The organism is Lysobacter sp. Hz25 (assembly GCF_046097045.1).
Taxonomy (GTDB): Bacteria; Pseudomonadota; Gammaproteobacteria; order Xanthomonadales; family Xanthomonadaceae; genus Lysobacter; species Lysobacter antibioticus_B.
In genome coordinates this window covers 1,086,059-1,102,009 of the sequence record NZ_CP175666.1, presented here as the reverse complement: position 1 = coordinate 1,102,009, position 15,951 = coordinate 1,086,059, and the positions used below count along the sequence as shown (strand labels likewise).

Annotated in this window: 4 protein-coding genes; all 4 read right to left on the bottom strand. The window is 67.5% G+C overall.

Going from position 1 to position 15,951, the window contains the following annotated elements; genetic code table 11:
• Window positions 1–4 precede the first annotated feature (4 nt).
• A complete protein-coding gene (locus ACKN61_RS04580) occupies window positions 5–12,499 on the bottom strand; it encodes an isopeptide-forming domain-containing fimbrial protein (RefSeq protein ID WP_408952504.1) in 12,495 nt (4,164 codons plus the stop codon).
• A gap of 1,201 nt (window positions 12,500–13,700) precedes the next feature.
• On the bottom strand, window positions 13,701–14,087 hold the full coding sequence (locus ACKN61_RS04575) for an EF-hand domain-containing protein (RefSeq protein ID WP_408952503.1): 387 nt from the start codon (window positions 14,085–14,087) through the stop codon (window positions 13,701–13,703).
• A 362-nt stretch (window positions 14,088–14,449) separates the two neighbouring features.
• Complete coding sequence (locus tag ACKN61_RS04570) at window positions 14,450–15,622, bottom strand: winged helix DNA-binding domain-containing protein (RefSeq protein WP_408953757.1); 1,173 nt, start codon at window positions 15,620–15,622, stop codon at window positions 14,450–14,452.
• 61 nt (window positions 15,623–15,683) lie between these two features.
• Window positions 15,684–15,872 (bottom strand): CPXCG motif-containing cysteine-rich protein, encoded by a 189-nt coding sequence (locus ACKN61_RS04565; RefSeq protein ID WP_057919899.1) that lies wholly within the window; start codon window positions 15,870–15,872, stop codon window positions 15,684–15,686.
• Window positions 15,873–15,951: the final 79 nt, after the last annotated feature.

Below are 15,951 nucleotides of genomic sequence, written 5' to 3'. Positions count from 1 at the left end.
CCCCTCAATTCCGCTTCACGTCGACAGGGGCTGTCGGATCGTTACTCGACTCGACTCGCACCTTGGCGCGCACTTCGGGGCTCAGTCGTTGGGCCAACGCGTCGTAGACGGCCTTGGCGCGTCGCATGCCGAGCGCAGTGTTGTATTGGTACGAAGCGCGCACGTCGGTGTGGCCGACGATCGCGATGACGCCGCCGTGCATGCGTTCCAGCGCAGCAGCGACCTTGTCGAGCAGCGGCTCGAACTCAGGCTTGATGGTCTCCTTGTCGGTATCGAACAGCACCGTGCCCAGCAGCGCACCGCCCTCGCCCAGGCCGACGATCAGCGAACCCGGGTCGTCGGCGTTGCCGCGGACGCTGACCTTCAGCGCCTGCAGCACGTCGGCCGGCAATTGCTTGACCAACTCGGCCTTGACCGCGGAAGCCCGATCGAACGCCAGCGACTCGCTATCGCCATTGGCGCTGATCACCACTTCGCCGCCGCGGTGTTGCTTGATCTTTTCGGCCATCTTCTCGATCGCCGGCAGATACTGCGCACGCACCTCGGCGCTGCCCGGGGCGAAGAAGACTTCGCCCAGCTCCATCTCGACCTGCTCCTCACCGCCTTCGATCAGCCCGGCCGGCAGCTTGACGCCCCAGTCGAAGCGGACCGGCAGGCCCGGGGTGACGCGACGCGTCAGCGGGTTGTCGGTGGTGAACACGCTGCCCGGCGGCAGGGTCGACGGATCGACCTTGAGGATGAAGTTGCGGCCGCGTTCCAGGGTGCCCACGTCCACGCCTTCGAGGTGATAGCGGCCGTACTGGTCGGTCTCCATCAACAAGCCCTCGATCGAGGCGATGCGCACGCCCGGGATACCGCGTTCGTCGACACCGGTGTTGCGAACGATGTAGTCGACCAGGTAGCCGCCCTCGGTCGGGCTGACCCGACGTTCCACCGTCGGGGCTGCGCCGCTCAGGTTCTTGGCCGCGTCGCCGCTGCGCTCGATCCGGGTCGTACCGGCCGCATCCATCCGCACCGTCACGCCCTGCTTGGTGGTCAGCGCGAAGTCGTCGGTGAAGCTCAACTCCTTCAGGCGCTGGCTGATCACCACGCGGTGCGCGTCGGCCGGATCGGCGTCGGACTGACGGGCCGAGATGCTGCCCAGGACGATGCCATGCAGCATCGGCGAGCTCGCATCCGGTTCCGCCTTCGGACCGTTGCCGCGATCGACCGTGGTCGAGTTCGGCACGTAGGCGTCCGCAGCGAAACCGCCCTGGACGCGCGCGTCGTCAATCGCCGCGCTGTCCTGCCAACCGTCGCCGTCGCGGTCGTCGAACACCGTGCCCAGGATCAGGGCATGGTCGAGCAACGGATCGGCGATCAGCTGCACTTCGGCGGTGGCCACGTTCGAGACGATCTTGCCGTTGTCGCGCATCAACGCACTGTTGGAGTGGATGCCCGCGCGCACGCCGGCGCCGACCCGCAGCAGATAGGTGAACGTCGCGCGCTCGCCGGCGGCGATGTCGACCTGGTCGACCTGGATCGGATAGGTACCGACTAGGCGACCGACGCCGTCGCGATCTGCGACCGACAGCGAACCGTCGACGAAGGTGAAGCCCGCAGGCGGCGTGTCGACCAGGGTCGCGTCGATCGCGTCGACGGTGCCGGTGTTCTCGACCGTAACCGTGTAGCGGACCAGGTCGCCGATCTTCACATCGCGCGGCGACGCCTGCTTGATCACCCGCAGGGTCGGCGGCGGCGCCACCGTGGTGCTGGTGGTGCACACGCCCACGCAGGACGGGTTGTCCGTACCGGTGCCGACCACGGTGTTGTTCACCGTCTCCGACGCCTGTGCGTTGACCTTCGCGGTGTAGCTCACCGTGTAGATACCCGGCACCGTACCGGCCGGCAGCGTGCACACCAGCGGGTTGGCCGCGTTGCAGCTGTAGCCGGCGGCGTTGGTCACCGCGGTGAAGTCCAGACCCGTGCCCAGGGTATCGGTCAGGGTCAGGGCGTTGCGCGTCGGCGCGTTGGCCACCGTCGTCGTCAGCGTGTAGGTGATCGTGTCGCCTTGCGCCACCGGGCCGGCCGTACTGGCCGACTTCGCGTAGCTGACCACCGGCGGCGCGACTTCGGTCGTGACCGAGCAGCCCGCATTGCTGCAGCTCGGAGCGTCCGTACCCGTGCCGACCACCGCATTGTTGACGCTGCCACCGGCCTGGCCGTTGACCCGCGCGGTGTAGGTCACCGCGTAGCTGCCCGGCACCGTACCGGCCGGCAACGTGCACACCAGCGGATTGGCCGCATTACAGGTGAAGGCACCGGCGCTGGTCACCGCGACGAAGTCCAGGCCGGACCCCATCGTGTCGGTCAGCGTGGTCACGCCCGTGGTCTGCGCGTTGGTCACCGTCGCCGTCAAGGTGTAGGTGATCACGTCGCCGACCACGACCGGACCGGCGGTGCTCGCCGTCTTCTCGTAGCTCACCGCCGACGCCGTCACCGGCGTATTGGTGGTGCAGGTGCCGGTGCAGGTCGGATTGTCCGTGCCCGTGCCGACCACCGCGTTGGTCACGCCACCCGTCGCCTGAGCGTTGACCCGTGCCGTGTAGGTCACGGTGTAAACGCCCGGCACCGTACCGGCCGGCAACGTGCAGACCAGCGGGTTGGCGGCATTGCAGGTATAGGCGCTCGCCGGGCTCTGGCCCGTCACCGCCACGAAGTCCAGGCCAGCGCCCAGCGTGTCGGTCAGGGTCAGCACACCGATGGTCTGCGCGTTCGCCACCGTCGTCGTCAGGGTGTAGGTGATCACGTCGCCGACCACGACCGGACCGGCCGTGCTGGCGGACTTGGTGTAGCTGACCGTCGACGGCACCACCGGAGTGTTGATCGTCGTGGTGCACGCCGGATCGGTGCTGCCCGCCGGACAGACGGTACTGGTCGAGGTCGCGGTGTTGCTGATCGAACCGGCGGTCACGTCGGCCGCCGTCACCACGTAGGTGCCGGTCAACACGCAGGTCGCCGTCGGCGCCACCGTGGCGCAGGTGATCGTGCTCGGGGTGATCTTGCTGTCGCTCACCACCACGTTGGTCAGGTTGCCGCTCGCGCTGGTGTTGGTCACGGTGACCGTGTAGGTCAGCGTGTCGCCCAGCGACACCGTGCCCGAACCGTCTTCGTCGGCATTGCCCGTCATCGCCTTCGCCAGGGTCTGGCTCAGCGGCGTCACCGGCGTGTTCACCGTGGTGGTGCACGCAGGATCGGTGCTGCCCGCCGGGCAGGCCGGGCTGGTCGAAGTCGCGGTGTTGCTGATCGAACCGGCGGTCACATCGGCCGCGGTCACCACGTAGGTGCCGGTCAGCACGCAGCTCGCCGTCGGCGCCACCGTGGCGCAGGTGATCGTGCTCGGGGTGATCTTGCTGTCGCTCACCACCACGTTGGTCAGGTTGCCGCTCGCGCTGGTGTTGGTCACGGTGACCGTGTAGGTCAGCGTGTCGCCCAGCGACACCGTGCCCGAACCGTCTTCGTCGGCATTGCCCGTCATCGCCTTCGCCAGGGTCTGGCTCAGCGGCGTCACCGGCGTGTTCACCGTGGTGGTGCACGCAGGATCGGTGCTGCCCGCCGGGCAGGCCGGGCTGGTCGAAGTCGCGGTGTTGCTGATCGAACCGGCGGTCACATCGGCCGCGGTCACCACGTAGGTGCCGGTCAGCACGCAGCTCGCCGTCGGCGCCACCGTGGCGCAGGTGATCGTGCTCGGGGTGATCTTGCTGTCGCTCACCACCACGTTGGTCAGGTTGCCGCTCGCGCTGGTGTTGGTCACGGTGACCGTGTAGGTCAGCGTGTCGCCCAGCGACACCGTGCCCGAACCGTCTTCGTCGGCATTGCCCGTCATCGCCTTCGCCAGGGTCTGGCTCAGCGGCGTCACCGGCGTGTTCACCGTGGTGGTGCACGCAGGATCGGTGCTGCCCGCCGGGCAGGCCGGGCTGGTCGAAGTCGCGGTGTTGCTGATCGAACCGGCGGTCACATCGGCCGCGGTCACCACGTAGGTGCCGGTCAGCACGCAGCTCGCCGTCGGCGCCACCGTGGCGCAGGTGATCGTGCTCGGGGTGATCTTGCTGTCGCTCACCACCACGTTGGTCAGGTTGCCGCTCGCGCTGGTGTTGGTCACGGTGACCGTGTAGGTCAGCGTGTCGCCCAGCGACACCGTGCCCGAACCGTCTTCGTCGGCATTGCCCGTCATCGCCTTCGCCAGGGTCTGGCTCAGCGGCGTCACCGGCGTGTTCACCGTGGTGGTGCACGCAGGATCGGTGCTGCCCGCCGGGCAGGCCGGGCTGGTCGAAGTCGCGGTGTTGCTGATCGAACCGGCGGTCACATCGGCCGCGGTCACCACGTAGGTGCCGGTCAGCACGCAGCTCGCCGTCGGCGCCACCGTGGCGCAGGTGATCGTGCTCGGGGTGATCTTGCTGTCGCTCACCACCACGTTGGTCAGGTTGCCGCTCGCGCTGGTGTTGGTCACGGTGACCGTGTAGGTCAGCGTGTCGCCCAGCGACACCGTGCCCGAACCGTCTTCGTCGGCATTGCCCGTCATCGCCTTCGCCAGGGTCTGGCTCAGCGGCGTCACCGGCGTGTTCACCGTGGTGGTGCACGCAGGATCGGTGCTGCCCGCCGGGCAGGCCGGGCTGGTCGAAGTCGCGGTGTTGCTGATCGAACCGGCGGTCACATCGGCCGCGGTCACCACGTAGGTGCCGGTCAGCACGCAGCTCGCCGTCGGCGCCACCGTGGCGCAGGTGATCGTGCTCGGGGTGATCTTGCTGTCGCTCACCACCACGTTGGTCAGGTTGCCGCTCGCGCTGGTGTTGGTCACGGTGACCGTGTAGGTCAGCGTGTCGCCCAGCGACACCGTGCCCGAACCGTCTTCGTCGGCATTGCCCGTCATCGCCTTCGCCAGGGTCTGGCTCAGCGGCGTCACCGGCGTGTTCACCGTGGTGGTGCACGCAGGATCGGTGCTGCCCGCCGGGCAGGCCGGGCTGGTCGAAGTCGCGGTGTTGCTGATCGAACCGGCGGTCACATCGGCCGCGGTCACCACGTAGGTGCCGGTCAGCACGCAGCTCGCCGTCGGCGCCACCGTGGCGCAGGTGATCGTGCTCGGGGTGATCTTGCTGTCGCTCACCACCACGTTGGTCAGGTTGCCGCTCGCGCTGGTGTTGGTCACGGTGACCGTGTAGGTCAGCGTGTCGCCCAGCGACACCGTGCCCGAACCGTCTTCGTCGGCATTGCCCGTCATCGCCTTCGCCAGGGTCTGGCTCAGCGGCGTCACCGGCGTGTTCACCGTGGTGGTGCACGCAGGATCGGTGCTGCCCGCCGGGCAGGCCGGGCTGGTCGAAGTCGCGGTGTTGCTGATCGAACCGGCGGTCACATCGGCCGCGGTCACCACGTAGGTGCCGGTCAGCACGCAGCTCGCCGTCGGCGCCACCGTGGCGCAGGTGATCGTGCTCGGGGTGATCTTGCTGTCGCTCACCACCACGTTGGTCAGGTTGCCGCTCGCGCTGGTGTTGGTCACGGTGACCGTGTAGGTCAGCGTGTCGCCCAGCGACACCGTGCCCGAACCGTCTTCGTCGGCATTGCCCGTCATCGCCTTCGCCAGGGTCTGGCTCAGCGGCGTCACCGGCGTGTTCACCGTGGTGGTGCACGCAGGATCGGTGCTGCCCGCCGGGCAGGCCGGGCTGGTCGAAGTCGCGGTGTTGCTGATCGAACCGGCGGTCACATCGGCCGCGGTCACCACGTAGGTGCCGGTCAGCACGCAGCTCGCCGTCGGCGCCACCGTGGCGCAGGTGATCGTGCTCGGGGTGATCTTGCTGTCGCTCACCACCACGTTGGTCAGGTTGCCGCTCGCGCTGGTGTTGGTCACGGTGACCGTGTAGGTCAGCGTGTCGCCCAGCGACACCGTGCCCGAACCGTCTTCGTCGGCATTGCCCGTCATCGCCTTCGCCAGGGTCTGGCTCAGCGGCGTCACCGGCGTGTTCACCGTGGTGGTGCACGCAGGATCGGTGCTGCCCGCCGGGCAGGCCGGGCTGGTCGAAGTCGCGGTGTTGCTGATCGAACCGGCGGTCACATCGGCCGCGGTCACCACGTAGGTGCCGGTCAGCACGCAGCTCGCCGTCGGCGCCACCGTGGCGCAGGTGATCGTGCTCGGGGTGATCTTGCTGTCGCTCACCACCACGTTGGTCAGGTTGCCGCTCGCGCTGGTGTTGGTCACGGTGACCGTGTAGGTCAGCGTGTCGCCCAGCGACACCGTGCCCGAACCGTCTTCGTCGGCATTGCCCGTCATCGCCTTCGCCAGGGTCTGGCTCAGCGGCGTCACCGGCGTGTTCACCGTGGTGGTGCACGCAGGATCGGTGCTGCCCGCCGGGCAGGCCGGGCTGGTCGAAGTCGCGGTGTTGCTGATCGAACCGGCGGTCACATCGGCCGCGGTCACCACGTAGGTGCCGGTCAGCACGCAGCTCGCCGTCGGCGCCACCGTGGCGCAGGTGATCGTGCTCGGGGTGATCTTGCTGTCGCTCACCACCACGTTGGTCAGGTTGCCGCTCGCGCTGGTGTTGGTCACGGTGACCGTGTAGGTCAGCGTGTCGCCCAGCGACACCGTGCCCGAACCGTCTTCGTCGGCATTGCCCGTCATCGCCTTCGCCAGGGTCTGGCTCAGCGGCGTCACCGGCGTGTTCACCGTGGTGGTGCACGCAGGATCGGTGCTGCCCGCCGGGCAGGCCGGGCTGGTCGAAGTCGCGGTGTTGCTGATCGAACCGGCGGTCACATCGGCCGCGGTCACCACGTAGGTGCCGGTCAGCACGCAGCTCGCCGTCGGCGCCACCGTGGCGCAGGTGATCGTGCTCGGGGTGATCTTGCTGTCGCTCACCACCACGTTGGTCAGGTTGCCGCTCGCGCTGGTGTTGGTCACGGTGACCGTGTAGGTCAGCGTGTCGCCCAGCGACACCGTGCCCGAACCGTCTTCGTCGGCATTGCCCGTCATCGCCTTCGCCAGGGTCTGGCTCAGCGGCGTCACCGGCGTGTTCACCGTGGTGGTGCACGCAGGATCGGTGCTGCCCGCCGGGCAGGCCGGGCTGGTCGAAGTCGCGGTGTTGCTGATCGAACCGGCGGTCACATCGGCCGCGGTCACCACGTAGGTGCCGGTCAGCACGCAGCTCGCCGTCGGCGCCACCGTGGCGCAGGTGATCGTGCTCGGGGTGATCTTGCTGTCGCTCACCACCACGTTGGTCAGGTTGCCGCTCGCGCTGGTGTTGGTCACGGTGACCGTGTAGGTCAGCGTGTCGCCCAGCGACACCGTGCCCGAACCGTCTTCGTCGGCATTGCCCGTCATCGCCTTCGCCAGGGTCTGGCTCAGCGGCGTCACCGGCGTGTTCACCGTGGTGGTGCACGCAGGATCGGTGCTGCCCGCCGGGCAGGCCGGGCTGGTCGAAGTCGCGGTGTTGCTGATCGAACCGGCGGTCACATCGGCCGCGGTCACCACGTAGGTGCCGGTCAGCACGCAGCTCGCCGTCGGCGCCACCGTGGCGCAGGTGATCGTGCTCGGGGTGATCTTGCTGTCGCTCACCACCACGTTGGTCAGGTTGCCGCTCGCGCTGGTGTTGGTCACGGTGACCGTGTAGGTCAGCGTGTCGCCCAGCGACACCGTGCCCGAACCGTCTTCGTCGGCATTGCCCGTCATCGCCTTCGCCAGGGTCTGGCTCAGCGGCGTCACCGGCGTGTTCACCGTGGTGGTGCACGCAGGATCGGTGCTGCCCGCCGGGCAGGCCGGGCTGGTCGAAGTCGCGGTGTTGCTGATCGAACCGGCGGTCACATCGGCCGCGGTCACCACGTAGGTGCCGGTCAGCACGCAGCTCGCCGTCGGCGCCACCGTGGCGCAGGTGATCGTGCTCGGGGTGATCTTGCTGTCGCTCACCACCACGTTGGTCAGGTTGCCGCTCGCGCTGGTGTTGGTCACGGTGACCGTGTAGGTCAGCGTGTCGCCCAGCGACACCGTGCCCGAACCGTCTTCGTCGGCATTGCCCGTCATCGCCTTCGCCAGGGTCTGGCTCAGCGGCGTCACCGGCGTGTTCACCGTGGTGGTGCACGCAGGATCGGTGCTGCCCGCCGGGCAGGCCGGGCTGGTCGAAGTCGCGGTGTTGCTGATCGAACCGGCGGTCACATCGGCCGCGGTCACCACGTAGGTGCCGGTCAGCACGCAGCTCGCCGTCGGCGCCACCGTGGCGCAGGTGATCGTGCTCGGGGTGATCTTGCTGTCGCTCACCACCACGTTGGTCAGGTTGCCGCTCGCGCTGGTGTTGGTCACGGTGACCGTGTAGGTCAGCGTGTCGCCCAGCGACACCGTGCCCGAACCGTCTTCGTCGGCATTGCCCGTCATCGCCTTCGCCAGGGTCTGGCTCAGCGGCGTCACCGGCGTGTTCACCGTGGTGGTGCACGCAGGATCGGTGCTGCCCGCCGGGCAGGCCGGGCTGGTCGAAGTCGCGGTGTTGCTGATCGAACCGGCGGTCACATCGGCCGCGGTCACCACGTAGGTGCCGGTCAGCACGCAGCTCGCCGTCGGCGCCACCGTGGCGCAGGTGATCGTGCTCGGGGTGATCTTGCTGTCGCTCACCACCACGTTGGTCAGGTTGCCGCTCGCGCTGGTGTTGGTCACGGTGACCGTGTAGGTCAGCGTGTCGCCCAGCGACACCGTGCCCGAACCGTCTTCGTCGGCATTGCCCGTCATCGCCTTCGCCAGGGTCTGGCTCAGCGGCGTCACCGGCGTGTTCACCGTGGTGGTGCACGCAGGATCGGTGCTGCCCGCCGGGCAGGCCGGGCTGGTCGAAGTCGCGGTGTTGCTGATCGAACCGGCGGTCACATCGGCCGCGGTCACCACGTAGGTGCCGGTCAGCACGCAGCTCGCCGTCGGCGCCACCGTGGCGCAGGTGATCGTGCTCGGGGTGATCTTGCTGTCGCTCACCACCACGTTGGTCAGGTTGCCGCTCGCGCTGGTGTTGGTCACGGTGACCGTGTAGGTCAGCGTGTCGCCCAGCGACACCGTGCCCGAACCGTCTTCGTCGGCATTGCCCGTCATCGCCTTCGCCAGGGTCTGGCTCAGCGGCGTCACCGGCGTGTTCACCGTGGTGGTGCACGCAGGATCGGTGCTGCCCGCCGGGCAGGCCGGGCTGGTCGAAGTCGCGGTGTTGCTGATCGAACCGGCGGTCACATCGGCCGCGGTCACCACGTAGGTGCCGGTCAGCACGCAGCTCGCCGTCGGCGCCACCGTGGCGCAGGTGATCGTGCTCGGGGTGATCTTGCTGTCGCTCACCACCACGTTGGTCAGGTTGCCGCTCGCGCTGGTGTTGGTCACGGTGACCGTGTAGGTCAGCGTGTCGCCCAGCGACACCGTGCCCGAACCGTCTTCGTCGGCATTGCCCGTCATCGCCTTCGCCAGGGTCTGGCTCAGCGGCGTCACCGGCGTGTTCACCGTGGTGGTGCACGCAGGATCGGTGCTGCCCGCCGGGCAGATCGCACTGGTCGAAGTGGCGGTGTTGCTGATCGAACCGGCAGTCACGTCGGCCGCCGTCACCGTGTACGTGCCGACCAAAGTGCAGGTACCGCCCGGAACAACGCTGGCACACGGCGTCGTGCCGCCCGTCGGCGTGATCTTGCTGTCGCTCACCACCACGTTATTGAGATTCGTGGTCGTACTGGTATTGGTCACCGTCACCGTGTAGGTCAGCACGTCGCCCAAGGACACTGTGCCGCTGCCGTCGTTATCGGCATTGGTCATGGTCTTGGCGATCGTCTGGGTCGGCGGAATGTCGTCGTTGACGATCGTACAAGTCGCCGAAACACCGTTGGCCAGGGTCAGGCTGTTGCCCGACAAGGTGCCCGCGGTGCAGCTCCAGGCACCGGCGGTGTAGCCGGCCACCGCAGCTTCGGTCAGGGTGTAGACGCCGGCGCTGACCGGTGCGTTGGTCACCGTCGCCGTGCCGCTCACACCGGTGATCGTGGTCGGGCCGGTGGCGGTCAGCGGGAAGTCGCTGATCGTCGCGGTGCCGCCGTTGTCGTTGGTCACCGTCTTGACCAGGGTCAGCGTCGCGGCCTGGTCGTCGTTGACGATCGTACAAGTCGCCGAAACACCGTTGGCCAAGGTCAGGCTGTTGCCCGACAAGGTGCCCGCGGTGCAGCTCCAGGCACCGGCGGTGTAGCCGGCCACCGCAGCTTCGGTCAGGGTGTAGACGCCGGCGCTGACCGGTGCGTTGGTCACCGTCGCCGTGCCGCTCACACCGGTGATCGTGGTCGGGCCGGTGGCGGTCAGCGGGAAGTCGCTGATCGTCGCGGTGCCGCCGTTGTCGTTGGTCACCGTCTTGACCAGGGTCAGCGTCGCGGCCTGGTCGTCGTTGACGATCGTACAAGTCGCCGAAACACCGTTGGCCAAGGTCAGGCTGTTGCCCGACAAGGTGCCCGCGGTGCAGCTCCAGGCACCGGCGGTGTAGCCGGCCACCGCAGCTTCGGTCAGGGTGTAGACGCCGGCGCTGACCGGTGCGTTGGTCACCGTCGCCGTGCCGCTCACACCGGTGATCGTGGTCGGGCCGGTGGCGGTCAGCGGGAAGTCGCTGATCGTCGCGGTGCCGCCGTTGTCGTTGGTCACCGTCTTGACCAGGGTCAGCGTCGCGGCCTGGTCGTCGTTGACGATCGTACAAGTCGCCGAAACACCGTTGGCCAAGGTCAGGCTGTTGCCCGACAAGGTGCCCGCGGTGCAGCTCCAGGCACCGGCGGTGTAGCCGGCCACCGCAGCTTCGGTCAGGGTGTAGACGCCGGCGCTGACCGGTGCGTTGGTCACCGTCGCCGTGCCGCTCACACCGGTGATCGTGGTCGGGCCGGTGGCGGTCAGCGGGAAGTCGCTGATCGTCGCGGTGCCGCCGTTGTCGTTGGTCACCGTCTTGACCAGGGTCAGCGTCGCGGCCTGGTCGTCGTTGACGATCGTACAAGTCGCCGAAACACCGTTGGCCAAGGTCAGGCTGTTGCCCGACAAGGTGCCCGCGGTGCAGCTCCAGGCACCGGCGGTGTAGCCGGCCACCGCAGCTTCGGTCAGGGTGTAGACGCCGGCGCTGACCGGTGCGTTGGTCACCGTCGCCGTGCCGCTCACACCGGTGATCGTGGTCGGGCCGGTGGCGGTCAGCGGGAAGTCGCTGATCGTCGCGGTGCCGCCGTTGTCGTTGGTCACCGTCTTGACCAGGGTCAGCGTCGCGGCCTGGTCGTCGTTGACGATCGTACAAGTCGCCGAAACACCGTTGGCCAAGGTCAGGCTGTTGCCCGACAAGGTGCCCGCGGTGCAGCTCCAGGCACCGGCGGTGTAGCCGGCCACCGCAGCTTCGGTCAGGGTGTAGACGCCGGCGCTGACCGGTGCGTTGGTCACCGTCGCCGTGCCGCTCACACCGGTGATCGTGGTCGGGCCGGTGGCGGTCAGCGGGAAGTCGCTGATCGTCGCGGTGCCGCCGTTGTCGTTGGTCACCGTCTTGACCAGGGTCAGCGTCGCGGCCTGGTCGTCGTTGACGATCGTACAAGTCGCCGAAACACCGTTGGCCAAGGTCAGGCTGTTGCCCGACAAGGTGCCCGCGGTGCAGCTCCAGGCACCGGCGGTGTAGCCGGCCACCGCAGCTTCGGTCAGGGTGTAGACGCCGGCGCTGACCGGTGCGTTGGTCACCGTCGCCGTGCCGCTCACACCGGTGATCGTGGTCGGGCCGGTGGCGGTCAGCGGGAAGTCGCTGATCGTCGCGGTGCCGCCGTTGTCGTTGGTCACCGTCTTGACCAGGGTCAGCGTCGCGGCCTGGTCGTCGTTGACGATCGTACAAGTCGCCGAAACACCGTTGGCCAAGGTCAGGCTGTTGCCCGACAAGGTGCCCGCGGTGCAGCTCCAGGCACCGGCGGTGTAGCCGGCCACCGCAGCTTCGGTCAGGGTGTAGACGCCGGCGCTGACCGGTGCGTTGGTCACCGTCGCCGTGCCGCTCACACCGGTGATCGTGGTCGGGCCGGTGGCGGTCAGCGGGAAGTCGCTGATCGTCGCGGTACCGCCGTTGTCGTTGGTCACCGTCTTGACCAGGGTCAGCGTCGCCGCCTGGTCGTTATTGTTGATGGTGCAGGTCGCGGTATCGCCGAAGGCGAGCGTCAGGCTGTTCGAGACGACCGGGGCGCCGCCGTTGACGACGCAGCTATAGGTGCTGGCGGTGTAGCCGCTCGGGCCACCGGTTTCGGAAAGGGTGTAGCTGCCCGGGCTGACCGGGGCATTGGTGACGGCGGTGGCGCCGGTGGCGCCGCTGATGTTGGTCGGGCCAGCCGCCTGCAAGGTCCAGGCCGTCGCAACCGCGGTACCGCCGTTGTCGTTGGTGACCGTCTTGACCAGGGTCAGGGAGGCCAGGATCGAGTCGCTGTCGGTCGCGCTGTTACACGGGGGATTGGCGACGTTACAGGTCGGATCGGTCACCCCGGTCGGGGGCGTCACGCTCGCGGTATTGACGGCCTGGGCATGCGCCGGATCCGCGGACAGCAAAAGGGAGGCCGCTAGCGCGACCGGCATGATCATGCGACGGCTGAACGCTGTCGCGAGGGATTGGAATTTGGCGATCACGCTGTTTGCTCCCCGATTGCCGCCGTGCCGAGCTCGTTGGCACGCGACGTGTTGCTAGCTAAGTGCTCGAAATGCTTCCCCGGCCCCGACTACCCCTGTCGCCCGATCTGGCGCGACTGCCGCCTGCGTACGTCGCAAGCGGCCACTGGATTCACCCTTCACATAAATGAGTGGATGAACGCCGATTGGAGGGAAGAACGGACACGGACATGCTCACTGCGGCTGCAAAAACTGTGCCAGCGGTCTCACTTTTATGAAATCTGAAGATCTCAAAAAGCGGCTTGGTCTGGATGTGCCCCAAAGCGTCACTTTGGTTACTAGTGGCGCCAGTTGGCGCCAGCAGGGGCAAGGCGGACGGGACAGCTATGTCTTCCCCGCGGATGCAGCAAAGCGGCCGGCCGCGCTTGGGCCGGCCTGCGCCGCAAACTGTTTCAAATGAAACTTCTGTCTCGGTCCCGCGTCGAGCCATATCCCTCTCCCCTCTGAGAGTCCTATCGCTACAACTCGTTAAAGCCCCAACCCCTGTCCGAAGACGGCACCGATCTCGACGAAATCAGCACTTCGATAGCTAGTGTGCTTCCCACCTTGCGTTTAACGATCCACTAACCTCATCGCCCGTTAATGTGACGATAAACACAGATTGCTCCGGAGTCACGGAATTTCGGTGACCGCTCATCGGTTACAGGTTTGATTGGCTGAACCGTTGTCATTAACTGAATGAGATGCCTGAACCGTTCAGCCAACGTCTAAGAAGAGCCGTACTGGCCTTGGCGATCGCGACCGCCACCAAGCCTCGCCGGCGGCCACGGCCAAGCTGCCAGGCGGACTCGGGCAGCCGGCAAAAGTCAGATGTCAGTCCTGGGATAAGCGAGTCGCTCCCGCGGCCCCGGTCTTTCGGCGGCGACGCCCCTCAAAGACCGCTATGGTCGCGACCCGGCGGCAGTCTGCGGACTGGGAGAAGCGTGCCGGCCAGCCGGCTGAAGCCGCCGTCGCTGGGAATCGCGTCCATAAAAAAGGGCGGCCCGAGGGCCGCCCTTTACACAACGCAGGAGATCCTGCACCCCGATAGGCGGTATCAGCCGCCGTTCTTGGCGCCGCCGTTGGACTGGACCTTGGCGACGTAAGCCTTGTATTCGTCCGGCGTCAACGCGCCGTTGGCGTCGGCATCGGCCTGCTCGAAGACCTGGCCCAGCGCCGGCACGGCAGCGGCCTCGGTTTTGCTCAGATTGCCGTCCTTGTTGCCGTCGACGTCGGCCCAGCTCTTCTTCTGCGGGGCGGCGGCGGCCGTCGGCTGGGCGGCGGAAGTCGCTGCTGCGTCCTGTGCACCGGTGGCCGCTGCGGCGGCGTCCTCGGTCGGCGGCGTCTGCGCGGCGGTCGTGGACTGTGCGAACGCGAGCGGCGCGGACAGCGAAGCGACCAGAGCCAAGGTACCGATCAGCGACTTGCGGGAAATCTGGTTCATGAATGTCTCCTGGAATGAGTTTGCTGTACTGCGCGGTCTCGACTGCCGGTGGCGCTTACCGCACGAGTCCACCTTGCCGCCGCGCTTCTGAACCGATCGGCGTCCGTAAGCGTTAAAGCTACGTTCGCTTAACCACAAGCGCGGCCGATGCCGTTAGGCCATCGGCGAAGTGAGTTGCCGGAGCACGGCAAAACGTGACCTATAGCGCCAATAGCCGGCGCGACGACGACGCGCATTCGCTGAACACAACACAACCTTTACGAATGCACAGGTCAACGCGATCGATACGCCCTTCGCGCAACCGCGCATTCATCGTTCAAGGTCGGATTCACAGGCGGCGCAAAGCGCAGGCCGCGGCGTCTCTATGCGGTCGCTGCAACGAAACGCAGCTCGCGCTGCGCCTGACTCGGAGCCGCCACGCTCAAACACAGCTCGGCCTCGAGCTCCAGGGCCTCGCGATCGGCGGCCTTGAGCCGCTTGAACGGGGCGAGGGTCAAGCTCGCCGAGCGGGCGTCGCGCTGCAGCTTCCAGGTGCCGGCGACGAAGCCGTCGACGAGGATCGTCGCCGCAACCAGGCCGTTGCGAGTGAAGATCGCGCCCCGCAAGGATTCGTCGAAGATGCGCGAACGCTCGGCGTGCGACAGCAAGACATTGTCGAACTCGGGCAGCAACCGCGCCGGCGCCGGCGTAGCGGGGTCGGGACGCAGTGCATCGGGCAGGTCGAACAACTCGGTGCCGGCCTCGTCGCGAAACACCCGTAAGGCAGGGCGCAAGCGCTCGAGCCGTTCGCGCGTCGCGGTCAGCCCGCACCAGGTCGTCGCGTCGCGTGCGCTGGCCGGGCCGAAGGCGCCGAGATAACGCAACAGCATCGCGTCGATCGCCGCCTCGTCGGCGCTGTCGTCTATCGAGGCGCCCAGCCAATCGATCGCGGTGGCGAAACACGCGGGCTTATGCGAGTCCCACAGGCCTGCCGGGGGCACGTGCACCAAGGGCTCGGCGCCGCGTACCAACGAAGCCAGTGCGTTTGCGTCGTGATCGGGCCAATGCGCACGCAGCGCCTCGCCCAGCGCCGTCGCGCTGAGCGGCTGCGTGCGCAAGGCCTCGAAGCCGGCCCGGCGCAACGCCGCCAAGTCCAAACCTTGCAGCGCCCGCGCATGACCGCTCTGCAACGACAGCCGCTGCAGTACCGGCTGCAACACCGGGCGCAGCCTTCGATAATCCTGCGCGCTGACCAGATGCAAGGTGCCGCGCATCATCGTCGCGCGCACCACTTCGCGGGCCTGCATTGCAGCGGTCAGGTCGTCGAGGGCGAAGTCGCGCAAGCGCGTCCACAGCCCCAGGTAAGGCGGATTGGGCGCCTGCGCCTGCAGGCCGAGCAGGCGTTCGACCATCGCCGGCACGGATTCGCCGCTGCGTTCGAGCAAGGACTGCCGCGCCAACAGCGCGCGGTTGAGCGCACGTGCGCTCAATACCTCGGCGGCAGCCTGCCTGGATTTGCCCGAACTCGCCGTCGCGACGCGTTTCGCGCTCGGCATCGTGGTCAAACCCCGCTCGAACGACGAACCGAGAACATTGCCCCGTGCGGCGCCAGGAGCATCACGCCTCGTCTTCCGCGTAGACCGCCACGTGCGGCTGGCCGTCCTCGTCGAGACTGACCGCGACCACGATCGGCCGGCAACAGACCTGGCAGTCCTCGATATAACGTTGGTCGCCGGCGGAATCGTCGACGACCAGGTCGATCGGCTCGCCGCAGTAAGGACATTGGACTTCGACGCTCGGCAACATGGCGATGCCCCGGTAACGGACTGCGCATAGCATGGTGCCGGGGCGATTCCTGAGTCCAGTGATTCCTCGTTCCTGACTG

Excerpts from the sequence above, each read along its gene's own strand:
- ACKN61_RS04575 (WP_408952503.1), bottom strand. The coding sequence starts at position 14,087 with ATGAACCAGATTTCCCGCAAGTCGCTGATCGGTACCTTGGCTCTGGTC.
- ACKN61_RS04570 (WP_408953757.1), bottom strand. The coding sequence starts at position 15,622 with ATGCCGAGCGCGAAACGCGTCGCGACGGCGAGTTCGGGCAAATCCAGG.
- ACKN61_RS04565 (WP_057919899.1), bottom strand. The coding sequence starts at position 15,872 with ATGTTGCCGAGCGTCGAAGTCCAATGTCCTTACTGCGGCGAGCCGATC.